Source organism: Bosea sp. 29B (genome assembly GCF_902506165.1).
Lineage (GTDB): Bacteria > Pseudomonadota > Alphaproteobacteria > Rhizobiales > Beijerinckiaceae > Allobosea.
Window position 1 is genome coordinate 3,996,804 of sequence record NZ_LR733817.1, and the last position, 26,634, is coordinate 4,023,437.

21 protein-coding genes are annotated in these 26,634 nt (G+C 66.9%); 6 read left to right on the forward strand and 15 right to left on the reverse strand.

All coding sequences use genetic code 11. The features are described from left to right. Positions 1–19: 19 nt before the first annotated feature. Genes GV161_RS19385 through GV161_RS19410 form a run of 6 tightly spaced genes read right to left on the reverse strand, consistent with a single transcriptional unit; the run spans position 20 to position 8,318 of the window. A complete protein-coding gene (locus GV161_RS19385; protein ID WP_152017228.1) occupies positions 20–943 on the reverse strand; it encodes an ABC transporter permease in 924 nt (307 codons plus the stop codon). Further along, complete coding sequence (locus GV161_RS19390) at positions 940–2,016, reverse strand: ABC transporter permease (protein ID WP_152017229.1); 1,077 nt, start codon at positions 2,014–2,016, stop codon at positions 940–942. Before GV161_RS19390 ends, GV161_RS19385 begins: the two co-directional genes overlap by 4 nt. Further along, a complete protein-coding gene (locus GV161_RS19395; protein ID WP_152017230.1) occupies positions 2,009–3,565 on the reverse strand; it encodes an ABC transporter ATP-binding protein in 1,557 nt (518 codons plus the stop codon). The genes GV161_RS19390 and GV161_RS19395 overlap by 8 nt, the downstream gene beginning before the upstream one ends. Beyond that, positions 3,549–4,415, reverse strand: coding sequence for a xanthine dehydrogenase accessory protein XdhC (xdhC, locus tag GV161_RS19400; protein ID WP_152017231.1), 867 nt, complete (start codon positions 4,413–4,415; stop codon positions 3,549–3,551). The genes GV161_RS19395 and xdhC overlap by 17 nt, the downstream gene beginning before the upstream one ends. Further along, positions 4,412–6,730 carry a xanthine dehydrogenase molybdopterin binding subunit gene (gene xdhB, locus GV161_RS19405; RefSeq protein ID WP_152017539.1) on the reverse strand — a complete coding sequence of 773 codons (2,319 nt, stop codon included), beginning with the start codon at positions 6,728–6,730 and terminating at the stop codon, positions 4,412–4,414. Before xdhB ends, xdhC begins: the two co-directional genes overlap by 4 nt. Before the next feature lie 22 nt (positions 6,731–6,752). Then, positions 6,753–8,318: a xanthine dehydrogenase small subunit gene (locus GV161_RS19410; RefSeq protein ID WP_152017232.1), complete on the reverse strand. Its 1,566-nt coding sequence runs from the start codon at positions 8,316–8,318 to the stop codon at positions 6,753–6,755. A gap of 117 nt (positions 8,319–8,435) precedes the next feature. On the opposite strand from GV161_RS19410, the gene guaD reads away from it, so the two are divergent. Together guaD and GV161_RS19420 are read left to right on the forward strand one after the other, a co-directional pair. After that, entirely contained in the window at positions 8,436–9,752 is a 1,317-nt protein-coding gene (guaD, locus tag GV161_RS19415; protein ID WP_244624275.1) for a guanine deaminase, read from the forward strand. Positions 9,753–9,806: 54 nt separating this feature from the next. Beyond that, a complete protein-coding gene (locus GV161_RS19420; protein ID WP_152017233.1) occupies positions 9,807–10,829 on the forward strand; it encodes a GSU2403 family nucleotidyltransferase fold protein in 1,023 nt (340 codons plus the stop codon). Between the two features lie 19 nt (positions 10,830–10,848). Here GV161_RS19420 and GV161_RS19425 read toward each other — a convergent pair whose 3' ends face one another. Together GV161_RS19425 and GV161_RS19430 are read right to left on the reverse strand one after the other, a co-directional pair. Continuing rightward, positions 10,849–11,706, reverse strand: coding sequence for a D-amino-acid transaminase (locus GV161_RS19425; RefSeq protein WP_152017234.1), 858 nt, complete (start codon positions 11,704–11,706; stop codon positions 10,849–10,851). 103 nt (positions 11,707–11,809) lie between these two features. Beyond that, positions 11,810–12,457: a CGNR zinc finger domain-containing protein gene (locus GV161_RS19430; protein ID WP_152017235.1), complete on the reverse strand. Its 648-nt coding sequence runs from the start codon at positions 12,455–12,457 to the stop codon at positions 11,810–11,812. An 81-nt stretch (positions 12,458–12,538) separates the two neighbouring features. On the opposite strand from GV161_RS19430, the gene GV161_RS19435 reads away from it, so the two are divergent. Further along, a complete protein-coding gene (locus GV161_RS19435) occupies positions 12,539–13,654 on the forward strand; it encodes a branched-chain amino acid ABC transporter substrate-binding protein (RefSeq protein ID WP_152017236.1) in 1,116 nt (371 codons plus the stop codon). A 143-nt stretch (positions 13,655–13,797) separates the two neighbouring features. Here the strand turns inward: GV161_RS19435 and GV161_RS19440 are convergent, their stop codons facing one another. The 5 genes from GV161_RS19440 to GV161_RS19460 all read right to left on the reverse strand — a co-directional run bounded on the left by GV161_RS19440 (position 13,798) and on the right by GV161_RS19460 (position 21,653). Further along, on the reverse strand, positions 13,798–15,393 hold the full coding sequence (locus tag GV161_RS19440; RefSeq protein WP_152017237.1) for an ABC transporter ATP-binding protein: 1,596 nt from the start codon (positions 15,391–15,393) through the stop codon (positions 13,798–13,800). A gap of 1 nt (position 15,394) precedes the next feature. Beyond that, the gene (locus GV161_RS19445) at positions 15,395–16,516 is read right to left on the reverse strand and encodes an ABC transporter permease subunit (protein ID WP_152017238.1); all 1,122 of its coding nucleotides are present in this window, start codon (positions 16,514–16,516) and stop codon (positions 15,395–15,397) included. Positions 16,517–16,519: 3 nt separating this feature from the next. Continuing rightward, positions 16,520–17,440, reverse strand: coding sequence for an ABC transporter permease subunit (locus GV161_RS19450; protein WP_152017239.1), 921 nt, complete (start codon positions 17,438–17,440; stop codon positions 16,520–16,522). A gap of 113 nt (positions 17,441–17,553) precedes the next feature. Further along, the gene (locus GV161_RS19455) at positions 17,554–19,185 is read right to left on the reverse strand and encodes a peptide ABC transporter substrate-binding protein (protein ID WP_152017240.1); all 1,632 of its coding nucleotides are present in this window, start codon (positions 19,183–19,185) and stop codon (positions 17,554–17,556) included. A 173-nt stretch (positions 19,186–19,358) separates the two neighbouring features. Beyond that, complete coding sequence (locus tag GV161_RS19460) at positions 19,359–21,653, reverse strand: NADP-dependent malic enzyme (RefSeq protein WP_152017241.1); 2,295 nt, start codon at positions 21,651–21,653, stop codon at positions 19,359–19,361. 292 nt (positions 21,654–21,945) lie between these two features. Between GV161_RS19460 and GV161_RS19465 the strand changes: the two genes are divergently transcribed. From GV161_RS19465 to GV161_RS19475, 3 genes are read left to right on the forward strand one after another with little or no spacing between them, the layout of a single operon-like run. Continuing rightward, on the forward strand, positions 21,946–22,977 hold the full coding sequence (locus tag GV161_RS19465; protein ID WP_152017242.1) for an AAA family ATPase: 1,032 nt from the start codon (positions 21,946–21,948) through the stop codon (positions 22,975–22,977). Continuing rightward, complete coding sequence (locus GV161_RS19470) at positions 22,974–24,233, forward strand: VWA-like domain-containing protein (protein WP_152017243.1); 1,260 nt, start codon at positions 22,974–22,976, stop codon at positions 24,231–24,233. Before GV161_RS19465 ends, GV161_RS19470 begins: the two co-directional genes overlap by 4 nt. Then, complete coding sequence (locus GV161_RS19475) at positions 24,230–24,616, forward strand: LCCL domain-containing protein (protein ID WP_152017244.1); 387 nt, start codon at positions 24,230–24,232, stop codon at positions 24,614–24,616. Before GV161_RS19470 ends, GV161_RS19475 begins: the two co-directional genes overlap by 4 nt. Before the next feature lie 20 nt (positions 24,617–24,636). Here GV161_RS19475 and GV161_RS19480 read toward each other — a convergent pair whose 3' ends face one another. Together GV161_RS19480 and GV161_RS19485 are read right to left on the reverse strand one after the other, a co-directional pair. Further along, positions 24,637–25,653: an ABC transporter ATP-binding protein gene (locus tag GV161_RS19480; RefSeq protein WP_152017245.1), complete on the reverse strand. Its 1,017-nt coding sequence runs from the start codon at positions 25,651–25,653 to the stop codon at positions 24,637–24,639. Beyond that, positions 25,650–26,633, reverse strand: coding sequence for an ABC transporter ATP-binding protein (locus GV161_RS19485; RefSeq protein WP_152017246.1), 984 nt, complete (start codon positions 26,631–26,633; stop codon positions 25,650–25,652). The genes GV161_RS19480 and GV161_RS19485 overlap by 4 nt, the downstream gene beginning before the upstream one ends. Position 26,634 lies beyond the last annotated feature (1 nt).

The window sequence follows — 26,634 nt, forward strand, 5'->3', positions numbered from 1 at the left end:
GTTGTCGGTTGCGACGCCGTCAGGGCGCCGGGAAAGGCTTGCCGAGGCAGGCGGGCGCGTCGCGTCCGCCGGTCCGTCCTCCTAGCGACATCATGGTCAGAACCACAATCGTCGCAAGGTAGGGGGTCATCGCCAGCACCTCGGGCGCGATGAAACTGAGGCCGGCCGCCTTGGCCTGCAGTTCGAAGGTCGCGACCGCGCCGAAGAGATAGGCGCCGATCAGCAGCCGGCCCGGCTTCCAGGCGGCGAAGACGACGAGAGCGAGCGCGATCCAGCCACGGCCTGCGGTCAGCCGGTCGGCCCACATCGGCGTCAGCGCCAGCGAAAAATAAGCACCGCCGAGGCCGGCCAGCGCGCCGCCGAAGGCCGTTGCGCCGGTGCGGATCGCCAGCACGCGATAGCCGATCGCATGGGCGGAATCGGCGTTCTCGCCGACGGCGCGCAGGATCAGCCCGGCCTTGGTCCGGCGCAGGAACAGGCTGACCGCAAGGACGAGCGCGAGCGAGAGATAGACGATCGCGTCATGGCCGAAGACAAGGCGCAGCCAGGGATGCGCTGCATAATCGGCCGGGAAGAGCGGTCCGAGCCGCGTGATCGTGCGCCCGACGAAGCCGGCGCCGATCAGCGAGGAGGCGCCGATGCCGAAGATCGTCAGCGCGAGGCCGGTCGCGACCTGATTGGAGCCGAGGCCGAGCGTTAGCAGCGCGAAGATCATCGCTGCAGCGACGCCAGCCAATGTCGCGGCCAGGAGACCGAGCGGGACGCTGCCGGTGGAGTAGGCGACGGCAAAGCCGGCAACCGCGCCGCACAGCATCATGCCCTCGACGCCGAGATTGAGCACGCCGGCCTTTTCGGTCACGAGCTCGCCGAGACCGGCAAGCAGGATCGGCGTCGCCGCGGCGGCGAGCGTCATGAAGATCGAGACGAGGATGGCGGCTGTCATGGCGCGCTCCTCGTCGGGCGCGCCTTCCAGGCGAGCCGCCAGCGCACCAGCACATCGGTCGCGAGCAGGAAGAACAGCAGCAGCGCCTGGAACATGCCGGTCGCGGCCGAGGGCAGGCGCACTGTGCTCTGGGCGATCTCGCCGCCGACATAGGTCACCGCCAGCACCAGCGCGCCGAAGACGATGCCAACGGGCGAGAGCCGGCCGAGAAAGGCGACGATGATCGCGGTGAAGCCGTAGCCGACCGGGAATTGCGGCGTGAGCTGGCCGAAGGGGCCGGCTGCCTCGAACAGCCCGGCGAGGCCCGCGAGCCCACCGCCGGCGAGCAGCGCCGCCCAGGTCACGCGATTGGCATCGAAGCCGCCATGGCGGGCGGCTGCCGGCGCACGGCCGACGACGCGGACGGCATAGCCGGCGATGGTCTTGCTCATCACGAACCAGGCGATCAGCGCGAGCAGGATGGCAAGCGGAACGCCGAGATGGACGAGCGAGCCTTCCGCGACCGCCGGCAGCGTCTGGGAGGCGCTGAACATCTTGGTCTGCGGGAAATTGAAGCCGTCCGGGTCCTTCCAAGGGCCGCGCACGAGGTAGTACAGGAACTGCACCGCGACATAGGTCAGCATCAGGCTGGTCAGGATTTCGCTGACCTGCAGGCGGACCTTGAGCAGGGCAGGGAGCGCTGCATAGGCCGCGCCACCGAGGATGCCGGCGAGCGCCATAGCCGGCAGAATCCACCAGCCGGCCATGTCATCGGTCAATAGCGCGACGCCGGTGCCGGCGATCGCGCCCATTACGTACTGCCCCTCGGCGCCGATGTTCCAGACATTGGCGCGGAAGCCGATGGCGAGGCCGAGCGCGATCATGATGAGAGGCGCCGCCTTGACGCCGAGATCGGCCCAGCGCTGCGGCTCGATCAGCGGCGTGACGAAGATCGCCGTGACCGCGCGCAGGCCGTCATAGCCGATCGCGCCGAAGACCAGCATGCCGGTCAGCATGGTGAGCCCGATCGCGATCAGCGGGCTGAGGTACAGCATCGTCTTGCTCGGCTCGCGCCGGCGCCGCCACTCAAGCATGCGCCGGCTCCGCCTCATGGCTCTCGCCGTGGACGCCGCCCATCAGCAGGCCGATCTCTTCCAGCTTCAGCCCGGCGACCGGCCGCGCCTGCGACAGCCGGCCCTCATTGATCACGCAGAGCCGGTCGGAGAGTTCGAGCAGCTCGTCGAGATCCTGCGAGATCACCACGATCGCCGAGCCCTGTGCGGCAAGATCGACCAGCGCCTGCCGGATCGCCGCGGCGGCGCCGGCATCGACGCCCCAGGTCGGCTGCGCCACCACCAGCACGTCGGGCTTCTGCCCGATCTCGCGGCCCATGATGAATTTCTGCAGGTTGCCCCCTGAGAGCGAGCCCGCGAGCGCCGCTGGGCCGGTCGTACGGACATCGAAGCGGGCGATGACCTCCTTCGCATAAGCCTCGACCGGCCTCTGCCGGATCAGCCCGGACGGCGCGAGCGGCAGGCGATGGCGCGCGGTCAGCACGACATTCTCGGCGAGGGAGAAGTCGGGGACCGCGGCATGGCCGTTGCGCTCCTCGGGTACGCAGGCAAGGCCGGCGGCGCGGCGCGCACCGGCGCCTGAAAGACCGATCGGCCGGCCATCGAGCTTGATCGCATCGGCCCGGCCGGCGAGATGCTCGCCCGAGAGCGCCAGCAGCAATTCCGCCTGGCCGTTGCCGGCGACTCCAGCGATGCCGAGGATTTCGCCGGCCTGGGCGGAGAAGGAGATGCCTTTCAGGCTGGTGCCGAAGGGCGGCTCACCCGGCATGTCCAGGTGTTCAACGCTGAGCCGGGCCGCGCCTTGCTTGCTGGCGGCTGGTCGCTGGAGATACTTCAGTTCCGCACCGATCATCAGCTCGGCCATGCGCTGCGTCGTCTCGATGCGAGGGTCGCAGGCCGCGACGACCCTGCCAGCCCGCAGGATGGTGGCGGCTTCGCAGAGCGCTTTGATCTCGTGCAGCTTGTGGCTGATGTAGAGGATCGAGCAGCCCTCGCTGGCGATCTGGCGCAGCGTCTCGAACAGGCGCTCGACCTCCTGCGGCGTCAGCACCGAGGTCGGCTCGTCCATGATCAGGAGCTTCGGCTTCTGCAAAAGGCAGCGCACGATCTCGATGCGCTGGCGCTCGCCGACCGAGAGCGTGTGCACCTCGCGGTCCGGATCGAGCGGCAGCGAATAGCTGTCGAGGATCGCCTTGATCCGCGCCTTCAGCTCCTCGGCCGGCACGGTCTCGTCGAGGCCGAGCGCGATGTTCTCCAGCACGGTCATGCCGTCGAACAGCGAGAAATGCTGGAAGACCATGCCGATGCCGAGCTTGCGCGCCGCCTTGGGCGAGGCGATCTCGACCGGCCGGCCGTCGAAGCTGATCTGTCCTTCGTCGGCGCGCTGCACGCCGTAGATGATCTTCACCAGGGTCGACTTGCCGGCACCGTTCTCGCCGAGCAGGGCATGGATCTCGCCGGGCCGGACGCTGAGGCTGATGTCCTGATTGGCCTTCACGCCCGGAAAGCTCTTCGAGACATGGGCGAGCGCCAGGCGCGAAGGTGCCGTCTGGTCAGGCGGCTGCGTCATGGCGGTTCCGTGCCCTCGCGCGTCCCGTGGCAGACCTCCCCGCGAGGCCTGCCTTCTCACCAAGCAAGCAACGCACCAGCTCGGCACTCGTCAAGGCGGCGATCACCTCCGGACGCTTGTCATGCACATCCGATCCACCGATCGGGCAGGTGAGCCCGGTCAACGCCGTGCTGCCCGGGTGCCGGCGGCGGAAGCTCGCCTCGAAGCGGGCGCGCTTCGTGCCTGAGCCGATCATCCCGACATAAGCCGCATCGCCGCGCAGCAGCGCCGCCTCGGCCAGGCGATAATCGAGCGCGTGGCTATGGGTCAGGACGACGAAGGCGGAGCCTGGCCGGGCAGCGGTCAGCGCAGTCTCGGGATCGTCGAGCTGCAGGCAGGCGACGGTCGTCGGCACTTCGTCGAACTGCCTGGGTCGATCGTCGATCAGCGTCACGGCGACGGGCAGCAGAGCAAGACTGCGCGCCAGCGCCTTGCCGGTATGGCCGGCACCGAAGATCAGAACCTGTGGCCGCTCGGCGGCGGCTTTCGCCTCGTCTTGCCTCAGCGCTTCGAGATGTGCCGCGCCCGCCGGCTCCATCGCCACCCGCACGCGCCCACCGCAGCACTGGCCCATCTGCGGGCCGAGCGGTATCTCAACGAGTTGTTGCGGCCCGCCGCTGTCGAGCAGGATGCGGGCGAGGTCGATGCAATGGAATTCGAGCTGGCCGCCGCCGATCGTGCCGGCGCTGCCGTGGGCGCTGACGATCATCGTTGCGCCGGCCTCACGCGGGGTCGAGCCCTGCGCCTCCGCGATGCGGACGATGACGGCGCCGTCGGCAAGGCTGCTGGCGAGGAAGTCGGCGAGGGTCATCTTACCGCCTCCGCCAGGGCTCGCACCCGGTCGACCGCATCGAGCACCCGTTCCGGCGTCGCCGGCGCATCGAGCTGCGGGCAGAAGCGGTGATCTCCGACGCTGGCGACGGCATCGGACAGCGCGTGCAGCACGCTGATCGCCAGCATCAGCGGCGGCTCGCCGACCGCCTTGGAACGATGGATGGTGTGCTCGCGATTTGGAGCCTTCTCCAAGAGCGCGACATTGAAGATGCGCGGCCGGTCGGAAGCGACCGGGATCTTGTAGGTCGAGGGCGCGTGCGTCTTGAGGCGCCCCTTCTCGTCCCAGACCAGCTCCTCGGTGGTGAGCCAGCCCATGCCCTGGACGAAGCCGCCCTCGATCTGGCCCTTGTCGATCGCCGGGTTCAGCGAGTTTCCGCAGTCGTGCAGGATGTCGACGCGCTCGACCTTGTACTCGCCGGTCAGCGTGTCGATCGCGACTTCGGCCGCGGCGGCGCCATAGGCGAAATAGTAGAACGGGTGGCCGCGTCCGGCCTTGCGGTCCCAATGGATCTTCGGCGTCGCATAGAAGCCGGTGGCCGAGAGCTGGACGCGGGCCATATAGGCCGCCTTGACCAGCTCGACGAAGCCGATCTCGCGTGCGCCGACCTGCACCCGGCCGGGGAGGAAGGCGATCGCTTCCGGCTTTTCCTGCCAGTGCTTACAGGCGAAGGCGGTGAGCCGCTGCTTGATCGTCTCGCAGGCGTCGAGCGCCGCCATGCCGTTGAGGTCGGAACCGGAGGAGGCGGCGGTCGCCGAGGTGTTCGGCACCTTGCCGGTCGTCGTCGCGGTGATCCTGATCTGCTCCAGCCCGATGCCGAAGGCCTGCGCCACCACCTGCGCCACCTTCTGGTAGAGCCCCTGGCCCATTTCGGTGCCGCCATGGTTCAGCGCCACCGTGCCATCGGTGTAGACATGGACCAGCGCGCCGGCCTGATTGTACCAGGTGGCGGTGAAGGATATCCCGAACTTCACCGGCGTCAGCGCGATGCCGCGCTTGATGATGGGGCTCTGCTGGTTGAACGCGCGGATCGCCCCCTGCCGGGCGTGGTAGTCGCAGGAATGCGCGAGGTCGTCGATCATCTCGCCGGCGATCATGTCCTCCACGGGCTGGTGATAGGGCGTGATCTCCCGGCCTTCGCCGCCATAGAAGTTGCGCTTCCTGACCTCCAGCGGATCGAGCCCGGTAGCGTAGGCGACCTCCTCGATGAAGCGCTCGGCGCCGACCATGCCCTGCGGCCCGCCGAAGCCGCGGAAGGCTGTGTTCGAGACGGTGTGCGTGCGCAGGGGCTCCGAGCGGGCCCGCACCGCCGGGTAGAAATAGCAATTGTCCATGTGGAACAGCGCGCGGTCGGTGACCGGGCCGGAGAGGTCGGCGTTCCAGCCGCAGCGCGCCGCATAGACCGCATCGACCGCATGGATGTGGCCGTCATCGTCGAACCCGATCTCGTAGTCGACGACGAAGTCGTGGCGCTTGCCGGTGATGACCATGTCGTCGTCGCGGTCAGGCCTGAGCTTCACCGGCCGCTTCAGCTTGCGTGCGGCGAGCGCGGCGACGCAGGCGAATAGATTGGCCTGCGTCTCCTTGCCGCCGAAGCCGCCGCCCATGCGCCGGACCTCGATGGTGACCGCATGTGCACCGACGCCGAGTACCTGCGCGACCATGTGCTGGACCTCGCTCGGATGCTGCGTCGAGCACAGCACCAGCGTGTCCTGGTCCTCGCCGGGGATGGCGAGCGAGATTTGGCTTTCGAGATAGAAATGATCCTGGCCGCCGATCGCCATCGAGCCCTTCAGCCGGCGCGGGCTGGCGGCAAGCGCCGCAGCGATGTCGCCGCGCTCGAGCTTCAGCGGCTCGGTGACGAGATCGGAGCCGGCGGCGCGAGCGGCGGCGACATCGAGCAGAGGAGGCGCCTCGTCGTAGGTCGCCTTGGCTAGCAATGCGGCATGGCGGGCCTGCTCGCGCGTCTCGGCGATGACCGCGAAGAGCGGCTGGCCGTGATGCAGGATGTCCGCCGTCGCGAAGGCCGGTTCGTCATGCTTGTGCGTCGAGGAGATGTCGTTCTCGCCGGGGATGTCGGCGGTAGTGAGGACCGCGAGCACACCCGGCGCCGCTTCGACGGCCGACAGGTCGAGCGACAGCAGCTTGCCATGCGCGATGGTCGAAAGGCCGAGGCAGGCATGGGCGAGGCCAGCCGGCTCGGCGATGTCGTCGATATAGAGGGCCTCGCCGGCGACGTGCTTCTCGGCGGAATCATGCTTCAGCGGTGAGCCGACGATCGGCCGCGTCGCCATGGCGTCGAGCCGTTTGCGCGCGTCAGCCATGGGCAGCCTCCGCCAGCAGGCCGGCGACGCGGGTCGACGTCTCAGGCGTCGTCGTCTCGATCAGGAAACGCCGTAGCAGGTTGCCGGCGATCTTGAGTCGGTAGGCGGCCGAGGCGCGCATATCGGTCAGCGGGGTGAAATCCTGTGCGAGCGCGGCGATTGCGGCAGCGATCGCTGCCTCGTTCCAGGAGCGGCCAAGCAAGGCGGCTTCCGCAGCTTTCGCCCGCTTCGGGATGCCGGCCATGCCGCCATAGGCGAGCCGCGCCTCGCTGACGCGCCCGGCTTCATCCAGCGTCAGATGGAACGCCCCGCAGACAGCCGAAATGTCCTCGTCGAAGCGCTTCGAGATCTTCGAGATATGGAAGAGGACACCCGCAGGCAGCTTCGGCACCAGCACGGCCTCGACGAATTCGCCGGGCTGTCGATCCTGCTTGCGGTAGTCGAGGAAGAAGGCTTCGAGGGGAATGGTCCGGCGATCGATTTCCGTCATCGCGAGCGTAGCGAAGCGATCCAGGGGGGCTTGCTCTACGTCCCCCTGGATTGCTTCGTCGCTGCGCTCCTCGCAATGACGGGAGCGCGCCAGCACCAAAGCCGCGCCGAGTGCGATCAGCGCCGGTGGCAGATCGCCGATCGGCGAGCCATTGGCGATGTTGCCGCCGATCGTGCCGGCATTGCGGACCTGCTCGCCACCGAAGCGGCGCATCATCTCGTCGAGCTGTGGCGAGATGGTTGCCAATGCCTCGCGAACCGCGATCTGGTTGGCCATCGCACCCAAGCGGAGGTGATCGCCTTCATCCGAGATCGCACGCAGTTCGTCGATCCGGCCGAGAGAGACCACCGGGTCGAGCCGGCGCATGCCCTTGGTGACCCAGAGGCCGACATCGGTGGCGCCAGCCACGAGCGTCGCCTGCGGATGGGTGCTGACGAGCTCGGCGAGCGCCTCGATCGTGGCGGGAGCATAGAAATGGCGCTCGCCATCTCCGATCGAGATCGTCTCGCCGTCAGCGAGCGCCTTCAGCCGGTTGATGAGTGCGGGTATCCCCGCGACGAAGCGGTCCTTCCCGCGCTCAGCTGCATCCATGCGCTGCGCCGCCGCGATGATCGGCTCGTAGCCGGTGCAGCGGCAGAGATTGCCAGCGAGGGCATCCTCGATGCGCGCGACCGACGGCGCCGTCTCGTTCAGCCAGAGCGCCAGCAGCGACATCACGAAACCGGGCGTGCAGAAGCCGCATTGCGAGCCATGGCAGTCGACCATCGCCTGCTGCACCGGATGGAGCGCCCCGTCAGGGCTTCTCAGATGCTCGACGGTCAGCACATGGCAGCCGTCCAGCGTCGGCAGGAAGCGGATGCAGGCGTTGATCGCCTCATAGCGCAGCCGCTCGCCATCGAGCCGGCCGACGACGATGGTGCAGGCCCCGCAATCGCCTTCGGCGCAGCCTTCCTTGGTGCCGGTGCGGCGCCGGTCGAGCCTGAGCCAGTCGAGCACGGTGCGGGTCGGATCGCAGGACGCGATCTCGACCAGCTCGTCGCCGAGCAGGAAACGCACGCTCTCACGCATGGCGGCACGGCCGCTCGCAGATCGGATTCATGCCCCAAGATTAGGCACGTTCGCGGCTTGGCCGGAAGCTTTGATTTGGTGCAGATATGATCGCGATTTGAGCCGGAGCGGCGAGCCTTGAGCAAAGACGGTGCGATCTTGGCCCTGCGCGGCCGGCTTCTCTGGTTCTTCGGTGATCCGCACGAGGTCGGTGAGGCCGCGCATCGCTATGTCGAGGACGGTCTGCTCGTCATCGAGGGCGGCCTGATCCGCGCTGCCGGCGAGGCGAAGGAGCTCTTGCCGGCGCTGCCGGCCGGTGCCGCCATCACCGATCATCGCCCGCACCTGATCATGCCGGGCTTCATCGACGCGCATCTCCACATGCCGCAAACGCAAGTGATCGCCTCCTATGGCGCGCAACTGATGGAGTGGCTGAACAAATACACCTTCGTCGAGGAGCAGAAGCTGGCGCAGCAGGGCCATGCCGAGAAGCTCTCCGCCTTCCTGCTCGACGAGTTGCTGGCGAGCGGCACCACCACTGCGGCGGTCTATTGCTCCGTGCACAAGCAGTCGGCCGAGGCCTTCTTCGCCGAGTCCCACCGGCGCAACACCCGCATGATCGCGGGCAAGGTGATGATGGACCGCAACGCGCCGCCGGCGCTGACCGACACGGCCGAGAGCGGTTATGCCGACAGCAAGGCGCTGATCGGCCGCTGGCACGGCAAGGGCCGCCAGCTCTACGCGATCACGCCGCGCTTCGCCGTGACCTCGACGCCGGAGCAGATGGCGGCCTCAACGAGGCTGGTCGAGGAGCACCCGGACTGCTTCGTCCAGACCCATATCAACGAAAACCGGGCCGAGATTGCCTTCGCCAGGGAGCTCTATCCCGATGCAGCCGACTATGCCGGCATCTACGAGGATTACGGGTTGCTGGGCCGCAAGAGCCTGCTCGGCCATTGCATTCACATGACCAAGCGCGAATGGCGTGCCTTCGCCCAGCATGGCGCGATCGCGGTGTTCTGCCCGACCTCGAACCTCTTCCTCGGCTCCGGCCTGTTCGATTGGCAGAGAGCCCGGCACGAGGGCGTCAAGGTCGCGGTCGCCACGGATATCGGCGGCGGCACTTCCTATTCGATGCTGCGCACCATGGCCGAGGCCTACAAGATCCTGCAGCTCCAGGGACAGTCGCTCTCGGCCTTCGAGGCGCTGCACGCGATCACGCTCGGCAATGCGGCGGCGCTCGGGCTCGACCATCTGATCGGCTCGTTCGAACCGGGTCGCGAAGCCGATATCGTCGTGCTCGACCCCGCCGCGACGCGCGCAATGGCGCACCGGCTGGAGACGGTGCGTGACCTTGCCGAGGAGCTCTTCGTGCTGATCACGCTCGGCGACGAGCGCAACGTCGCCGCGACCTACGTCGCGGGAGAGTTGGTCTCTGCATGTTCAACGAATTGAATTTTTGTTGAATATGCACTAATGTTCAACAAAATCTGCGATTGTTGAACACGGATGACGCCCGCAGCCTATCATTCTTCACTGGCCCATGCGGCCTATCACGACCTGCTGCGCTCGTTGCTCGACGAGGCGGTGTCGGCGGTTCGTGGAACGCCGACACGCGTCGAGCGGAACGGACGAGCTTATTGGTACGACAGCTATCGCGTCGGCTCCGAGGTCAAGAAGTCCTACATCGGCGAGGACAGCGAAGCGCTTCGGCAGCGCCTCGCGCAGGTTCCGGCGCTTCGCGAGCAAATTACCGCTGCGCAGGCCAACCGGACCCGGCTGATCAGGATTCTGCGCGCCGAGGGGTTCCTTGGTGTCGATGCCGGGACAGGCAGCCTGCTGGCGGCAATGGCGAAGGCTGGCGTCTTCCGCCTAGGCGGCACGCTGGTCGGGACTGTCGCCTTTCGCCTCTATGAAGGCGAACTCGGCATCCGTTTCGGCCTCGACCAGGCGGCGCAGACCAATGACATCGACATCGCCAGCTTCGAGCGTCTGTCGCTCGCGCTCGATGACGTGGTCGAAGAAGCGCTTCCCCGGCTGCTGGCAGGGTTTTCGTTCGCGCCGGCACCGGTGCTCGATGAGCGCCGTGCCTGGCGCTGGAAGCAGAGCCGCAGCGAAACGCTGGTCGAGTTTCTCACGCCTGCTTTCACGGAGCGTGAGGAGCCGCGGCAGTTGCCGGCCCTCGGCATCCACGCACAGTCCCTGCATTACCTCAATTACCTGATCGCCGAGCCGATCAAGGCCGCGGTCACCTATCGCGGCGGCGTGCTGGTCCAGATTCCGCGCCCCGAGCGCTTCGCCATCCACAAGTTGATCGTCTCGGACCGTCGGCAAGGCGGGCCGGACAGTCTCAAGGCGGTGAAGGATCGCCGCCAGGCCGCCATACTGATCGACATTCTGGCCCGCGATCGGCCTGACGAACTGCGGGAGGCCTATGAGGACGCGCAGGCACGCGGCCCGCGTTGGCGGGAACGCCTAACCGCGGCGATCGCGCGTATCGATGGTCTGGACAAGCGTCTGGCGGCGCTGTGAGCGCCGCCAGAACGAGCGATCAGCCCAGCACGCCGCCCTTGCGGGCGTGGTCGAGATAAATCTCGCGCAGCCGGATCGTCGCCGGGCCTGGCGCGCCGTTATGGATGCTGTGGCCGTCGATCGTCGTCACCGGCATGACCAGGCTGGTCGCCGAGGTGATGAAGGCTTCCTCGGCGTCGAGCGCCTCTTCCAGCGTGAATTCGCGCTCTTCGAAGGTAAAGCCGCTCTCCGCCAGGAAGGCGAGCACGGCCGTGCGGGTGATGCCGGGCAGCACCTTGTGCGAAAGCGGCCGCGAGATCAGCGTCTTGCCCTTGACGATCCAGGCGGTCGACGAGGCGCCTTCGGTGACGACGCCGTCCTCGATCATCCAGGCTTCCTGCGCACCGTTCTCGGCGGCAAACTGCTTGGCCAGCACCGGCGCGAGCAAATTGACGCTCTTGATGTCGCGCCGCACCCAGCGCAGGTCCGGCGTGCTGACGACCTTGATGCCGGTCTTGGCCAGCGGCGTATTGGCGAACTGGCGGGCCTGCGTGAACAGGACCAGGGACGACTTGACGCCCTTGGGGAAAGGAAAGTCGCGATCGGAGGCGCCGCGCGAGACCTGCAGATAGATGCTGCCTTCATCCAGGTTGTTGCGGGCGATCAGCTCCTGATGGATCGCGACGAGCTCGGCGCGCGAGCAGGGGAGCTCCAGCCCGATCTCGCCGGCCGAGCGTTCGAGCCGTGCCAGATGTGCCTCGCAATCGACCAGCTTGCCACCGAGCACGGCCGAGACCTCGTAGATGCCGTCGCCGAAGATGAAGCCGCGGTCGAAGATCGAGATCGTCGCCTCTTCCTCGGGAAGATAGGCGCCATTGACGTAGACGGTGCGGCTCATGGGGATGGTCTCATGCGGGAAGGACGGACCTTCCTAGCCGAGCCGGAGGCGCGAAGCGAGATGGCATGCCGGCTTGCCGACCGGCGCCGGATGCAGGGCGGCGCTAGCCGGTCGTCTTCGCCTCGAAATGGCGTTGGCGGAAGGCGCGGACCTTGGCGCGATTGCCGCAGACCGACATCTCGCACCAGCGCCGCAGCCGGTTCTTGGTGGTGTCGAAGAACAGCCAGCCGCAATGATCGCCTTCGCATTGCTTGATGCGGGCGAGATTCTGCTGGGTCAGCACGGTGAGGGCCGACAGCGCGACCGGCCCGCGGATCGCCTCGCTCAGGGTCTGGCTGGCGTCCCAGCGCCAGACGAAGCCGTCGCCGAACGGCGAAAGCCTGGCGCAGGCCAGGCAATGCGCGTGGGTGGCGGCGAGCTGCGTCCGGTCTTCTTCCGCCGGAGGCTGGCGGCGGCTGAGCGCGGCGCCGATCCGGTAGATCGTATCGCGCAGATCGAGTGCCTCAGTAAGCAGACGCGCCGCCAGCCTGGCGTCCGCCTCGACCGCGGCTAGCGACGCATCGCGGTCGCTGTCGCTGATCACCTTGGCATGTCGCGCCCAGATCACGACGTCGCGTCCTTCGCGCAGATGCTCAAGCTCGTTCGGCCCACCGCGATCGGAGCTGGTGTTGGTGAAGTCGAAGGCGAGCTCGCTGGCGACGAGCGGCAGCGAGCCGGCGCGGCTGGGGCCGCCTGTACGATCGGTTGTCATGTAACCAGCTATCTCAGATTTACAGGTTAAGGCAAGCGACGTAGCGTCCGGCCACGGCTCAGACCGTGGAGGAGAACGGATATGAGGATCAATCTGATCGCGATGCTCGCCGCAGGCGCATTCGCGATGTCACATGGCGCAGCGCTGGCGCAGGTCAAGCTCGGCGTCGCCGGCCCGATGACCGGCGCGAGCGCCGCCTTCGGGGCGCAATTGAAGAACGGGGTCGAGCAGGCGGTGGCCGACATCAATGCCGCCGGCGGCATTCTCGGCCAGACGATCGCGCTCTCGAGCGGAGACGATGTCGGCGATCCCAAGCAGGGCGTCTCGGTCGCCAACAAATTCGTCGGCGACGGCGTCAAGCTCGTCGTCGGCCACTTCAACTCCGGCGTCACCATGCCGGCGTCCGAGGTCTATGCCGAGAACGGCATGCTGATGATCAGCCCCTCGGCCACCAACCCGAAGATCACCGAGCGCGGCCTCTGGAACGTCTTCCGCACCTGCGGCCGCGACGACCAGCAGGGCGTCGTCGCTTCCGGCCATATCGCCAAGACCTTCAAGGGCAAGGTCATCGTCGTCGTCCATGACAAGACGACCTATGGCCAGGGGCTCGCCGAAGAGACCCGCAAGGGCCTGCACGCCGCCGGCATCAAGGAAGTGCTCTACGAAGGCGTCAACACAGGCGAGAAGGATTTCTCGGCGCTGGTCTCGAAGGTCAAGGCGGCCAAGGCCGACCTGCTCTATTGGGGCGGATTGCACACCGAGCTCGGCCTGATCGTCCGGCAGATGCGCGATCAGGGCCTGACGACTGTGGCGATGGGCGCGGATGGCATCACCTCCGACGAATACGCTGTCATCGGCGGTCCAGGCACCGAAGGCACGCTGATGACCTTCCCACCCGATCCGCGCAAACGTGCCGCAGCGGCCGAGGTGGTCAAGCGCTTCGAGGCCAAGGGCATCAATCCCGAGGCCTATACGCTCTACTCCTATGCCGCGGTCCAGATCATGAAGCAGGCAGCCGAGCAGGCTAAATCGCTCGATCCGAAGAAGATCGCCGCCGCGATGCATTCGGGCATGACCTTCAAGACCGTGCTCGGCGACATGTCCTATGACAAGAAGGGCGACCGCACCAATCTCGACTACACCGTCTACACCTGGAAGAAGGGCTCGGACGGCAAGATCAGCTATGTCGAGAACTGACGGCCTGAGCATTTTCGAGCGAAGCGGGTACCGGTTCGCGTGAAGAAAATGCGATAAGACAATACTCTAGCCGGTGTCGGTGGCCTCCCCTGGCCGGACACCGATAGGGCGCCGCTTCGCTCCAGCGAGGCGGCGTTTTCGTCTCAGCACTTCAGCGCCGCCGCGATCAGGCGCTGGGTATAGCCCTGCTGCGGTGCCTCGAAGATCGCCTCGGTCGGCCCGCGCTCGACCACCCTGCCGTCCTTCATCACCATGATCTCGTCGGCCATGGCGCGCACCACTGCGAGGTCGTGGCTGATGAAGAGGTAGGAGAGGTCGTGCCTCGCCTGCAGGTCCTTGAGCAAAGCGACGATGCTCTGCTGCACAGTGCGGTCGAGCGCCGAGGTCGGCTCGTCCAGCACGACCAGCGCCGGGTGCAGGATCATGGCGCGGGCGATGGCGATGCGCTGGCGCTGGCCACCCGAGAATTCGTGCGGATAGCGGTTGCGCAGTGCCGGGTCGAGGCAGACCTCCATCAGCGCCGCCGCAGCCCGCCGCTCGCGTTCAATCCGTGACAAAGCGGGCTCGTGCACCAGCAGGCCCTCGGTGATGATCTCGCCGACGGTGAGGCGCGGCGAGAGCGAGCCGAACGGGTCCTGGAACACGACCTGCAGGCTGCGGCGCAAGGGCCGCATCGCGGCGCGGTCGAGCGGGGCCAGCGCCCGGTCCTCGAAGCGCACGATCCCGGAGGAGGGCAGCAGCTTGAGCAGGGCGCGCCCGAGCGTCGACTTGCCAGAGCCGGATTCGCCGACGATGCCGATGGTCTGGCCGCGCCTGATGGTCAGATCGATGCCGTCGACGGCGTGCAGCGTCACTTTCTCGCGCTTGAGGAAGCCGCGCGACAGGTCGAAGGAGACGCGCAGGTCGCGGGCTTCGAGCAGGACAGGCGCATCGGTGGGCGGCGGCGCCTTGTGGCCATGCGGCTCCGCGGCGAGCAGCGCTCTGGTGTAGGGATGCTGCGGCGTTTCGAAGATCGTCTGCGCCGGGCCGCTCTCGACCACCTCGCCGGCTTTCATCACATAGACGCGCTCGGCATATTTGCGGACGAGGCCGAGATCGTGGCTGATCAGGATCACCGCCATGCCGAGCCGCTGCCGGAGCTCGGCGATCAACGCCAGGATCTCGGCCTCGATAGTGACGTCGAGCGCCGTGGTTGGCTCGTCGGCGATCAGGATGTCGGGGTCGTTGGCCAGCGCCATTGCGATCATCACGCGCTGGCGCTGCCCGCCCGAAAGCTCGTGCGGATAGGAATCGAGCCGGCGCTCCGGATAGGGGATGCGCACCAGCCTCAAGAGCTCCAGCGCCCGCGCCCGCGCCGCCTTGCGCGACAGGCGCTGATGCTTGCGCAACGGGGCTGCCATCTGCGTACCGATCCGGAACAGCGGATCGAGCGAGGTCATCGGTTCCTGGAAGATCATCGCGAGCTTGCGGCCGCGATAGCTGTTCAGGACTGCGGGCGGCAGCCTGAGAAGATCGACCTCGCGATAGCGGATCGCGCCGGAGACCTCGCCATTGCTGGCGAGGAGGCCCATCGCCGCCATCACGCTCTGGCTCTTGCCCGAACCGGATTCACCAACGACCGCGACGAACTCGCCGGGGCCGACGTCGAGATCGATGCCGCGCACCGCCTCGCAGGGGCCGTCATTGGTGCGGAAGCGGACCTTGAGGTCGCGGATGGCGAGGATGGATTCGCTTCCCATCTCAGCGATCCCTGGGGTCGAGCGCATCGCGCAGGCCGTCGCCGAGGAAGTTGAGCGAGAACAGCGTCGTCACCAGGAAGACGGCGGGGAAGATCAGCATCCACGGCGTCGCCTGGATGGCGCGGGCGCCGTCCGAGATCAGCACGCCCCAGCTCGTCATCGGCTCCTGCACGCCAAGGCCGAGGAAGGAGAGGAAGCTCTCCAGCAGGATCACCTTCGGCACCAAGAGGGTGACATAGACGATCACCGGTCCGAGCGTGTTGGGGATGACATGGCGCCTGAGGATACCGCCGGTCGAGACGCCGAGCGCTTCGGCCGCCAGCACATAGTCCTGCCGCCTGATCGAGAGCGCTTGGCCGCGGACGATGCGGGCCATGTCGAGCCATTCGATCGCCCCGACGGCGAGGAACATCAGGATGAAGTTCCGGCCGAAGAAGACGACGAGCAGGATGACGAAGAAGATGAAGGGCAGGGAATAGAGCACGTCGACGATGCGCATCATCACCATGTCGATGCGCCCGCCGAGATAGCCCGCGGTCGCGCCATAGGCGACGCCGATCACCAGGGCGACGCCGGTCGCGAGCAGGCCGATCGCGAGCGAAACCCGGCCGGCGATCAGCGTGCGGGTGAGCAGGTCACGGCCGTTCGAGTCGGTGCCGAACAGGAAGTACTGGCGCTTGATCGGAACATCGAGGGAAAGCCGGCGGCTCTCCTGCTCGTTGCCGGTGATGACCGGCGTGCCGAACTGGTCGGAGCGGTCGAAATAAATGAGCAGGCGCTGGTCGATCGGCCGCTGGGCGGTCAGCACCAGTTTGACGCGGGTTGCATCTGCCGCGATCTCGCTCGGCGTTGCCCTGATACGGGAGGCGATGCGCTGTACTGCGGCGGGGATGGCCTCGGCCTTGGGATAGGCCGAAAGGCTGGCGGGTACGCGGACATAGTCCTGATAGACCCGGTCGTAAGGATGGCCGGTCATCAGCGGGCCGAAGGCGCAGGCGAGCGTCATCAGCGCCAGCACGATCAGGCTCGCCACCGCGGCGCGGTTGCGCAGCAGGCGGATGCGGGCGTCCTGCCAGAGCGAGCGGCCGATGGGCGGGGTGGGGCAGGCGGCAGTGTCGCTCATCGCTCACTCCAGCCTGACGCGCGGGTCGAGCAGCGCGTAGAGCACGTCGACGACGAGGTTGAAGAGCAGCACGAAGATCGCGACGACGACGACCGTGCCCATCACCAACGTGTAGTCGCGATTGAGCGCGCCCTCGACGAAATAGCGCCCGATGCCGGGAATGCCGAAGATCGTCTCGACCACGACCGAGCCGGTGAGCAGGCTCGCCGCTGCCGGCCCGAGATAGGAGACGACGGGCAGCGCCGCGCCACGCGCCGCATGCAGCGCGATGGTCGTGGTCGAGAGGCCCTGGGCACGCAGGGTACGGATATGGTTGGCCCGCAAGGTCTCGATCATCGCGGCTCGCGTCATCCGGGCGATCACGGCGATCTGGGGCAAAGCGAGCGTCACGATCGGCAACAGGGTGTTGCGGAAGGCGCCGCCGTTCCAGCCGCCGACCGGCAGCCAGGCCAGGCTCAAGCCGAATACGATCTGCAGCACCGGCGCGACGACGAAGTTGGGGATGGTGATGCCGGCGGTGGCGAAGCCGATCACGGCATGATCGGCCGCGCCGTTCTGGCGAAAGGCTGCGAGTGCGCCGAGTGGGCCGCCGATCACGAGCGCGAGCAGCAGCGCGCAGGCCCCGAGCCGCATCGAGACCGGCAGCCCCTGCGCGAACAATTCGGCGATCGAGAAATCGCGGAAATAGAAGGACGGGCCGAAATCGCCGCGCAGCAGCGCTGCGAGATAGGTCAGGTATTGCTGGAACAGCGGCTGGTCGAGCTTGTAGATGCGCCGCAGGTTCTCCATCACCTTGGCTTCGAGCGGCTGTTCGAGATCGAACGGCCCGCCCGGCGCAACGCGCATCAGGAAGAACGAGATCGTCACGATCACGAACAAGGTCGGGATCGCGGCGGTGAGACGGCGCAGGATGTAGGTGAGCACGGGGGCGATCCCTACGTCATGCTCGGGCTTGACCCGAGCATCTCATGAGCGCTGGCGGTCGCCCGCTTCGGCCTGAGATGGCCGGATCAAGCCCGGCCATGACGCGCGCACCCTCAAGGCTTCAGGCTCATGAACCGCGTCGGCAGCGCGCCGCGCAGGTTCTGCTGGAAGCCCTGGAGCTTGGGCGAGACCAGGTTCTTCGAGGAATAGTAGAGCACTGGGATCCAGGGTACCTCGGCGGCGAGGATCGCGTCCGCCTCCCGCAGGATCGCGGCGCGCTTGGCGATGTCGACTTCGTCGGCACCCTGTTTCATCAGCGCATCGAATGTCGGGTTGTTGTACTTGCCGGAGTTGAAGCCGGTGTTGTCGCTCTGGAACAGGAACAGGAAGTTCTGCGGGTCGGAATAGTCGCCGATCCAGCCATAGCGGGCGATGTCGAAGTCGCCGCCGTCGCGGAGCAGGGCGAAGTGCGTCTTGCCGTCGGTGTTGATGAAGCTGGTCTCGACGCCGATCGCCTTCCATTGCTCGGCGATGGCGATGACGGTGCGGCGGTTGTTGTCGGTGGTGTTGTAGCGCAGCTGGACCTTGAGCGGCACGCCGGGCCCGAAGCCTGCGGCGGCGAGCAGCTTCTTCGCCTCGTCCTCGCGGTCGAGCGGAGAGGCGCCCTTGAAGTCGGCTTCGGCCCGCTCGCCGTAGTTACCGATATTCGGCGGGATCACGCCATAGGCCGGCAGCATGGTGCCGCCCCAGATCTCCTCGGCGATGAATTCGCGATCGATCACTAGCGATAGCGCGCGACGCACCCGGACGTCGTCGAACGGCTTCTTGGCGGTGTTGATGATCAGGAAATAAGTGCCGAGATAGGGCGAGATCCGGACCTGATCCTTGCCGAGCTTCTCGCGCAGTTGCTGGACCTGGTCGGCCGGAATGTCCGACGTCATCTGCAGCTCGCCGGCCTGGAAGCGGCGGGCGGCGGCGGAGAAGTCGGGCGTCGGATAGTAGATGACCGTGTCGATCTTGACGTTCGCCGCGTCGTGGAAGTTCTTGTTCTTCTCCAGCCGGATATGCGAGTTCGGCACGAACTCCTTCAGCGTGTAGGCGCCGTTCGAGACCCAGTTCTCCGGCTTGACAAAGTCCTTGCCGAATTTCTGCACGGAGGCCGGATGGACCGGCAGCCCGGTCTGGTGCGTCAGCAATTCCAGGAAATAGGGGGTGGGCCGCTCCAGCGAAATCTCGAGCGTGCGCTCGTCGATCGCCTTGACGCCGAGGTCTTCGAGCTTGGCGCCTTCGCTTGCCTTGTTGATCTTCTCGGCATTGAGGATGGGGTAGAGGATGTTGGCGTATTTCGCCCCGGTCTCCGGATTGACCATGCGCCGGAACGAGAAGACGAAATCATTCGCCGTGACCGGGTCGCCATTCGACCATTTGGCGTTGGCGCGCAGCTTGAAGCTGTAGCTCTTGCCGTCGGGCGCCATCGTCCAGCTCTCGGCGACACCGGGCACGACCTCGCCGTTGATATGGTGGATCACCAGGCCTTCGGAGAGATCGCGCAGGAGATGGGCTTCGCTGACCGTCGAGGTCTTGTGCGAATCGAGCGTTTCGGGATCGCCGTCATTGCCGCGATGGAACACGACCTGCGCCAGGGCGGCGCCGGCAAAGCCTGCGAGCGCAAGAAAAAGGCCGCTCGCCAGCGCGAGCGGCCGGATGGCGCGCCGGAATCCGGATTGACGGTGGGTCGCACGCATGAGCGCTCTCCGAACGTTTCGCACGGGCCCCTTTCCCGCTTCTGAAACGAAGTATGAGCCTATCGCGCGCCGCCCGCCAAGAGCGAAAAGGCGGTATCAACTGCTGAGCTTAAGTCACTGGCCTGCTTTCGAAAGCTGGCTCAGAAACGACTTCAGCAAGGCCTCTCGCAGGGTCAGCCGGCGGCTGCCCGCCCTTGCGCCTCGGCGACGGCGACGGCGGTCATGTTGACGACGCCGCGTGCCGTGACCGAGCCGGTGAGGATATGCACCGGCTTAGCGGCGCCGATCAGGATCGGGCCGACCGGGAGCGCGTCCGCCAGCACCTTGGCGAACTGGTAGGCGATGTTGGCCGCGTCGAGATTGGGGAAGATCAGGACGTTGGCGACGCCCTTCAGCTTCGAGGACGGCAGCACCCGGTCGCGGATCGCGGCGAGGAGGGCGGTGTCGGCCTCCATCTCGCCATCGCATTCCAGCTCCGGTGCACGCTCCTGGATCAGCTTGACCGCCTTGCGCATCTTGATCGAGGACGGCGTGTCGGCCGCGCCGAAATCCGAATGCGAGAGCAGGGCGATCTTCGGGGCGATGCCGAAGCGCTCGACATGGCCGGCGGCGAGGATCGTCATGTCGGCGATCTCTTCGGCCGTCGGATCATGCTTCACATGGGTGTCGGCGAGGAAGAAGGCGCCCTTGCTGGTGATGATCAGCGTCATCGCCGCGATGTCGCAGACGCCGGGCTCCAGCCCGATGATGTCGCGGATATGGCGCAGGCGCGAGAGGAAGCGCCCTTCCAGGCCGGTGATCATCGCATCCGCCTCGCCGCGCGCTACGGCAAGCGCCGCGATCACCGTGTTGTTGGTGCGCACCAGCGAGCGGGCCGCCTCCGGCGTGATGCCGCGCCGGCCGGCGATGTCGAGATAGGTCTGGACGTAGTCGCGATAGCGCGGGTCGTCCTCGGGATTGATCAGTTCGCAATCGATGCCCGGGCGGATCGTCAGGCCGAAGCGCTTGACGCGGGTCTCGATCACCGAGGGGCGGCCGATCAGGATCGGGATCGCCATGCCTTCCTCGATCGCGATCTGGGCGGCGCGCAGCACGCGCTCGTCCTCGCCCTCGGCATAGATCACGCGCTTGGGGTCGGCCTTGGCCTTGGCGAAGAGCGGCTTCATCAGGAAGCCGGAGCGGAAGACGAAGCGCGACAGGTCCTCGCGATAGGCTTCCAGGTCGATCAGCGGCTTCTTGGCGACGCCTGTGGTCATCGCCGCTTCCGCAACCGCCGGCGCGATGCGCAGGATCAGGCGGGGATCGAACGGGTTGGGGATCAGCGAGTTCGCGCCGAAGGTCGAGGCCTCGCCGCCATAGGCACGCGCCGCGATGTCGGACGTCGCCTCGCGGGCCAGCGCGGCAATCGCGCGCACCGCGGCGAGCTTCATCGGCTCGTTGATCGTCGTCGCCTGCACGTCGAGCGCGCCGCGGAAGATGTAGGGGAAGCACAGGACGTTGTTGACCTGGTTCGGATAATCCGAGCGTCCGGTGCAGATCATCGCATCGGGGCGCACCGCGAGGGCATCCTCCGGCGTGATCTCGGGATTGGGGTTGGCGAGCGCCAGGATCAGGGGCTTGGGCGCCATCTCCTTGGCCATCTCCGGCTTCAGCACGCCGGCGGCCGAGAGGCCGAGGAAGATGTCGGCGCCGGGGATCACCTCGGCGAGCGTGCGTGCCTGCGTCTCCTGGGCATAGACCTCCTTCCAGCGGTCCATCAGCGTGTTGCGGCCCTTGTAGACCACGCCGTCGAGATCGGTGACCCAGATGTTCTGGGTGCGGGCGCCGAGCGAGACGAGGAGGTTGAGGCAGGCCAGCGCCGCCGCGCCGGCGCCGGAGACGACGATCTTGACGTCGCCGATCTTCTTGCCCGCGAGGTCGAGCCCGTTCAGGACGGCGGCGCTGACGATGATCGCGGTGCCGTGCTGGTCGTCATGGAAGACCGGGATGTTCATCCGGGCCTTGAGCTGCTCCTCGATCTCGAAGCATTCGGGGCCCTTGATGTCCTCGAGGTTGATGCCGCCGAAGGTCGGCTCCAGCGCGGCGACGACATCGACGAACTTCTCGATGTTCTTCTGCTCGACCTCGATGTCGAAGCAGTCGATCCCGGCGAATTTCTTGAACAGGACGGCCTTGCCCTCCATCACCGGCTTGGAGGCGAGCGGGCCGATGTCGCCGAGGCCGAGCACGGCGGTGCCGTTGGTGATGACCGCGACGAGGTTCTGGCGCGAGGTGAGTTCGGCGGCCTGCGCCGGGTCTTCGACGATCGCCTCGCAGGCGGCGGCGACGCCGGGCGAATAGGCGAGCGCCAGGTCGCGCTGGTTGCCGAGCGGCTTGGTCGCCTGGATCTCGAGCTTACCCGGCTTGGGAAGGCGGTGATAGACGAGCGCGCCAGAACGAAGGTCCGCCGACAAGGTGCTCTTAGCCATCCCACGCTTCCTCTGCGCTGCAGTTGTGAGTTGAGGAGGTCGCGCGGAAACGGGTGGGCGTCAAGCCGGAGCGGGCGGCGAAAGACTTGTGCCGCCGTGAAAACAGGGTCGCGCTTCGCCCGCAAGTGCGGCCGGACCGCCGGAATCGTGGCGGCAGGCGGTCCGTGAAACAGCCGTGAAACAAAACTAAACATTACAAAGAAATAATGATTTCAAAGGCCTCGGCTGTTGCAGACTACCTCTTGCCGTACCCGCGGACGTGATCCCGGACGGGCGCTCTTGGGAGGGGTTGATGGAAGCGACGCGTTCCGCCTTCGAGGAAGTCGTCTCGCTGCGACAGGCCAAGCAGCTGATTCAGTGCATGGCGCATGAGCAGAGCTTCCTGCTGCTCTCGCCGCCCGGGCTCGGCAAGTCGGAGCTGGTCTATGAAGCCGCGCGCGAGGCAGGCCTGCCCTGTCGCTCGCTGCTCGGCACCCAGATCGCCCCGGAGGACGTCAGCGGCATCCCGCGCATCGTCGGCGAGCGCTCGGTCTTCTGCCCGCCGCGCGTGCTGCTGCCGGAGAAGCCCGAGCCGTTCTGCCTGTTCCTCGACGAATTGCCGGCCTGCTCGCCCGATGTCCAGAAGGCGTTCTATTCCCTGCTGCTGGAGCGGCGGCTGGGTGAGCATGCCCTGCCGAAGGGCACCTGGGTCGTCGCCGCCGGCAACCGCCTGCAGGACCGCGCTTTGGTGCGTGCAATGAGCTCGGCGCTGGTCAACCGCGTCACCATCCTGCAATTGCGCGTCGATACCGCCGATTGGCTCGCCTGGGCCCAGCGTGCCGGCGTGCGGGCCGAGATCCGCAGCTTCATCGCGACCATCCCCGACGCGCTGATGCGGCCGGTGCCGGCCGAGCCTGTGCCCTTCTCGACGCCGCGCGCCTGGACCTTGCTGTCACGGGCGCTCGACATGGCCCAGAATGCCGGCTTCCTCAGCAATGAGCTGCGGCGTGCGCTCGCCTTCGGCCGGCTCTCCCCGGAGGACGCGGTGGTGTTCTGCGCGCTCGCCGAGGATTCGATCGGCGCGGTCCGCCCGCTCGAGGACTATCTGCGCAAGCCCGAGCTGCTGCCGAAGGGCGATTCCGCCCGCTGGTTCATCCTCGACTGCATCCGCCAGTTCGTCAGGGACGGGCGCGCGGAAGGCATCAAACCGGCGGTGATCAATCGCTTCCTGCGCAGCCTGTCGCACGAGCATCAGCTTCTCATCCTCAACGACATGGTCGAGATCTGGGGCACGCTCGGCGCGGACCGGGCGATGTACGACCTCCTGCGCAAGGTCGCGGCATGAGCACGGCGCCCGATCTTTCGGTTGCCGACCGCGCCACCCACGCGCGGATCATGCGGGGCCTGCGGCTGGTGACAGTGCCGTTCCCGCATCTGGCTGGGCTTGCCGCCGCCGTGCGCGTCGAGATCGATGAGCGCGTGCCGACCATGGGCGTCTTTGCTTCCGGCCGGTTGCTGGCCAACGCGGCCTTCACGGCGAGGCTCTCCGCCGACGATCTCGTCTTCGTGCTCGCCCACGAGCTGCTGCACCTGGCGCTACGGACCCATGACCGGGCCCGCGGCAGCGCCACGCTCGAGTTCAACTACGCCCACGACTACATCATCAATGACATGCTGCGGCATGCGCTCGGCACCACCAAAATCCCGGCCGGCGGGCTCGATATGCAAGGCGCACGTGAGCGCTCGGCAGAGGACATCGTGCTCGAGATGCGCCGCACTGGCAGCTACATGCCGTCGCGGACTCAGGTCTGGGAAGGGCAGGCGGTCACCGTCGAGCAGGTGCTCGGCGCAGCCCGGCAGGCGCCTGACGGCGCGATGGGCGATGCGCTTGACGCCCAGCGCGAACGCGAGCTTTTCCCTGAAGACAGCGCCGACCAGGCCGAGCGGGCTCGGGCGGTCCGCGACCTCGCTGGCCGCGGCATGGTTCTGGCGAAGGCCATGGGCGCCCTGCGCGGCAGGGGCGACAGCGCAGGCGGCCAGCAACAGAGCGTGCGGGCGCAACGCGGCTTCTTCCACACGCCCTGGCATGTCGCGCTCCAGGCTTGGCTCGACGGCGCCGCGCCCGGCGAGCGCACCTACACCCGCGCCTCGCGCCGCGGCCATGATCGCGGTGACGTCGTGATGCCCGGGCGCAAACGCCATTCCTGGATGCTGAACGTCATCCTCGATACCAGCGCCTCGATGAGCGACGATATCCCGAAGGCGCTCGGCGCCATCGCCGATTTCTGCGATGCGGCGGGGGTCGACGAGATCCGCGTCGTCCAGTGCGACACCGTCGTCACATCAGACGAGGTGCTCTCCCCGTCAGCGCTCGCCGACTACCAGATCAGCGGCTATGGCGGCAGCGACCTGACGCCCGCGCTCGCCGCATTGGCGGACGATCCGCGCGTGAGCTCGGCGATCGTCATCACCGACGGCGACATCACCTATCCCAGCGAGGCCGTGCCCTATGCAGTGCTCTGGGCGCTGCCGAAAGCTTCAGCCTCGTTCCAGCCGTCCTATGGACGCGTGATCGTCATGCAAGCGGGAGGCGCATCGTGAAAGTCGTTCAGGATCTCGTCGCCTATTTCGACAAGCGCGGGAAACTCTCGCGCCGGCAGCTCAAGACGCTGCTCGAGCAGAACTCGATCGCCTCGGATGCGCCGACCAACATGCACGGGCTCTGTGAGAAGGTCGGCGCCGTCTACTATTTCCGCATCACGGGCGTCTTGGAAGGCCAACTCTGGGGCACTGACATCTACAGCGGCGACTCGACGCTTGGCGCAGCCGCCGTCCATATGGGTCTGCTGAAGCCCGGCAAGAGCGCCGTCTTCAGGGTGACGGTGGTGACGCCGCCGGAGGAGTTCCCCGGCACCGAGCGCAACGGCGTCACCAGCACCCAGTATGGGCGCTATCAATACGCGTGGCAGCTCTCGCCACTCTGAGACAGCGGCGCCGGTGAAGCTCAGGCCGCCAGCGCACCGACGCCGCCATCGTGCAGGTGGCAGGCGGCGACATGCCCCGTCGCGATTTCCTTCAGCGCCGGGCGCTCGGCCTTGCAGCGCGGCCCGGCTTGCGGGCAGCGCGGATGGAAATGGCAGCCGGTGGGCGGGTGCAGCGGCGAGGGGATCTCGCCCTTCAGCGGGGCGAAGCGCTTCTTGCGGGCACTGATCGTCGGGACATTGGCGAGCAGCGCCTGTGTGTAGGGGTGCTGCGGGCCCTTGAACAGTTCGCTTGCCGGCGCCGCCTCGACCACGCGGCCGAGATACATGATCACGACACGGTCGGAGAGGTGGCGGACCACCGAGAGATCATGGCTAATGAAAAGATAAGTCAGGTTAAGTTCGTCACGCAGCTTCATGAAAAGATTCAGGACTTGGGCCTGAATCGATACATCAAGTGCGGCCACGCTCTCGTCGCAGACGAGGAACTGCGGCTTGACTGCCAGCGCCCTGGCAATGCCGATGCGGGCGCGCTGACCACCGGAGAACTGGTGCGGATAGCGGCGCCGATAGGTCGAGTCGAGCCCGACCCGATCGAGCATTTCGGCGACATAGGCGTCCTGCTGCGCCTTCGGCACCAGCCCGTGCACGACCGGCGCCTCGCCGACGATGTCGGTGACGCGCAGGCGCGGATTGAGCGAGGACATCGGGTCCTGGAAGATCATCTGGATGGCGAGCGTCGCCGCCTTGCGCTCCTCCGACGACATCTCGTCGGTGTAGCGCCCGCGCCAGGAGACGCGGCCGGAGCTGGCATGGTGGACACCGGCGACGACGCGTCCGAGCGTCGACTTGCCGCAACCGGATTCGCCGACGAGCCCGACGACCTCGCCCTGTCGGATCGAGAGGTCGACGCTGTCGACGGCATGAACGGTCTGCTCGCTGTACTTGGCGCCGAGCAAATTGGCGAATTTCGAGGCGGCGTCGAGCGGCTTGGTGAAACGCTTCGAGACGGCCTCTAAGGTGAGGATCGGAGTGCTCATGCCGCGACTCCGGCGAGGTTCAGCGGGTGGTGGCAGCGCACGCCGCGCTCGCCCGGGAACGGGGTGACGTCAGGGGCGCTGGCGAGGCAATCGGCCTGTGCGTAGTCGCAGCGCGCCGCGAAGGCGCAGCCTTGCGGCAGGCGCGCCAGCGATGGTGTCGAGCCCCTGATCTGGCGCAAGGGCGCGCCGGGCTCGCCCTCTGCGGGCAGTGAGCCGAGCAAACCGTTGGTGTAGGGGTGGAGCGGGGTGTCGAGTACCGGATCGACAGCGCCGGTCTCGACGATGCGGCCGGCATACATCACCGCGATCCGGTCGGCGAGACCGGCGACGACACCGAGATCATGTGTGATCCAGACCAGAGCCGTGCCAGTGTCGGCGCAAAGGCTCTGCATTTCCGCCAGGATCTGGCTCTGGATGGTGACGTCGAGCGCCGTGGTCGGCTCGTCGCAGATGATCAGCGGCGGGCGGTGCAGCAGCGCGATCGCGATCGCGACGCGCTGGCGCATGCCGCCGGAGAACTGATGCGGATAGGCGTTGAGCCGCTCCTCGGGCGAGGGGATGCCGACCTTGGCGAGCGCGTCGCGGGCGCGCTCGCGGGCCGCCTTGTGCGAGACCTTGTCATGGGCGGTGACGGCCTCGATCATCTGCGTATCGACGCGCAGCACCGGGTTCAGCGTCATCATCGGGTCCTGGAAGATCATCGCGACTTCGCGGCCGCGGACCTTGCGGAAACCCTCCTCGTCGAGCCCGACCAGCTCCTTGCCGTTGAGCTTGATCGAGCCCTCGACGATTCTGCCGGGCGGATCGATCAGGCCCATCACCGAGAAACCGGTGACCGACTTGCCCGAGCCGGATTCGCCGACGAGGCCGAGCACCTCGCCACGGTCGACATGGAAGGAGACGCCGTCGACCGACTTCACTGTGCCGGCGCGGGTGAAGAAATGGGTCTTGAGACCGCTGACTTCGAGAACGGGAGCCATG

Bases quoted from the DNA above. Each gene is read 5' to 3' on its own strand.
- GV161_RS19385 (WP_152017228.1), bottom strand. From the start codon at position 943: ATGACAGCCGCCATCCTCGTCTCGATCTTCATGACGCTCGCCGCCGCG.
- GV161_RS19390 (WP_152017229.1), bottom strand. From the start codon at position 2,016: ATGCTTGAGTGGCGGCGCCGGCGCGAGCCGAGCAAGACGATGCTGTAC.
- GV161_RS19395 (WP_152017230.1), bottom strand. From the start codon at position 3,565: ATGACGCAGCCGCCTGACCAGACGGCACCTTCGCGCCTGGCGCTCGCC.
- xdhC (WP_152017231.1), bottom strand. From the start codon at position 4,415: ATGACCCTCGCCGACTTCCTCGCCAGCAGCCTTGCCGACGGCGCCGTC.
- xdhB (WP_152017539.1), bottom strand. From the start codon at position 6,730: ATGGCGACGCGGCCGATCGTCGGCTCACCGCTGAAGCATGATTCCGCC.
- GV161_RS19410 (WP_152017232.1), bottom strand. From the start codon at position 8,318: ATGCGTGAGAGCGTGCGTTTCCTGCTCGGCGACGAGCTGGTCGAGATC.
- GV161_RS19420 (WP_152017233.1), top strand. From the start codon at position 9,807: ATGACGCCCGCAGCCTATCATTCTTCACTGGCCCATGCGGCCTATCAC.
- GV161_RS19425 (WP_152017234.1), bottom strand. From the start codon at position 11,706: ATGAGCCGCACCGTCTACGTCAATGGCGCCTATCTTCCCGAGGAAGAG.
- GV161_RS19430 (WP_152017235.1), bottom strand. From the start codon at position 12,457: ATGACAACCGATCGTACAGGCGGCCCCAGCCGCGCCGGCTCGCTGCCG.
- GV161_RS19435 (WP_152017236.1), top strand. From the start codon at position 12,539: ATGAGGATCAATCTGATCGCGATGCTCGCCGCAGGCGCATTCGCGATG.
- GV161_RS19440 (WP_152017237.1), bottom strand. From the start codon at position 15,393: ATGGGAAGCGAATCCATCCTCGCCATCCGCGACCTCAAGGTCCGCTTC.
- GV161_RS19445 (WP_152017238.1), bottom strand. From the start codon at position 16,516: ATGAGCGACACTGCCGCCTGCCCCACCCCGCCCATCGGCCGCTCGCTC.
- GV161_RS19455 (WP_152017240.1), bottom strand. From the start codon at position 19,185: ATGCGTGCGACCCACCGTCAATCCGGATTCCGGCGCGCCATCCGGCCG.
- GV161_RS19460 (WP_152017241.1), bottom strand. From the start codon at position 21,653: ATGGCTAAGAGCACCTTGTCGGCGGACCTTCGTTCTGGCGCGCTCGTC.
- GV161_RS19465 (WP_152017242.1), top strand. From the start codon at position 21,946: ATGGAAGCGACGCGTTCCGCCTTCGAGGAAGTCGTCTCGCTGCGACAG.
- GV161_RS19470 (WP_152017243.1), top strand. From the start codon at position 22,974: ATGAGCACGGCGCCCGATCTTTCGGTTGCCGACCGCGCCACCCACGCG.
- GV161_RS19480 (WP_152017245.1), bottom strand. From the start codon at position 25,653: ATGAGCACTCCGATCCTCACCTTAGAGGCCGTCTCGAAGCGTTTCACC.
- GV161_RS19485 (WP_152017246.1), bottom strand. From the start codon at position 26,633: ATGGCTCCCGTTCTCGAAGTCAGCGGTCTCAAGACCCATTTCTTCACC.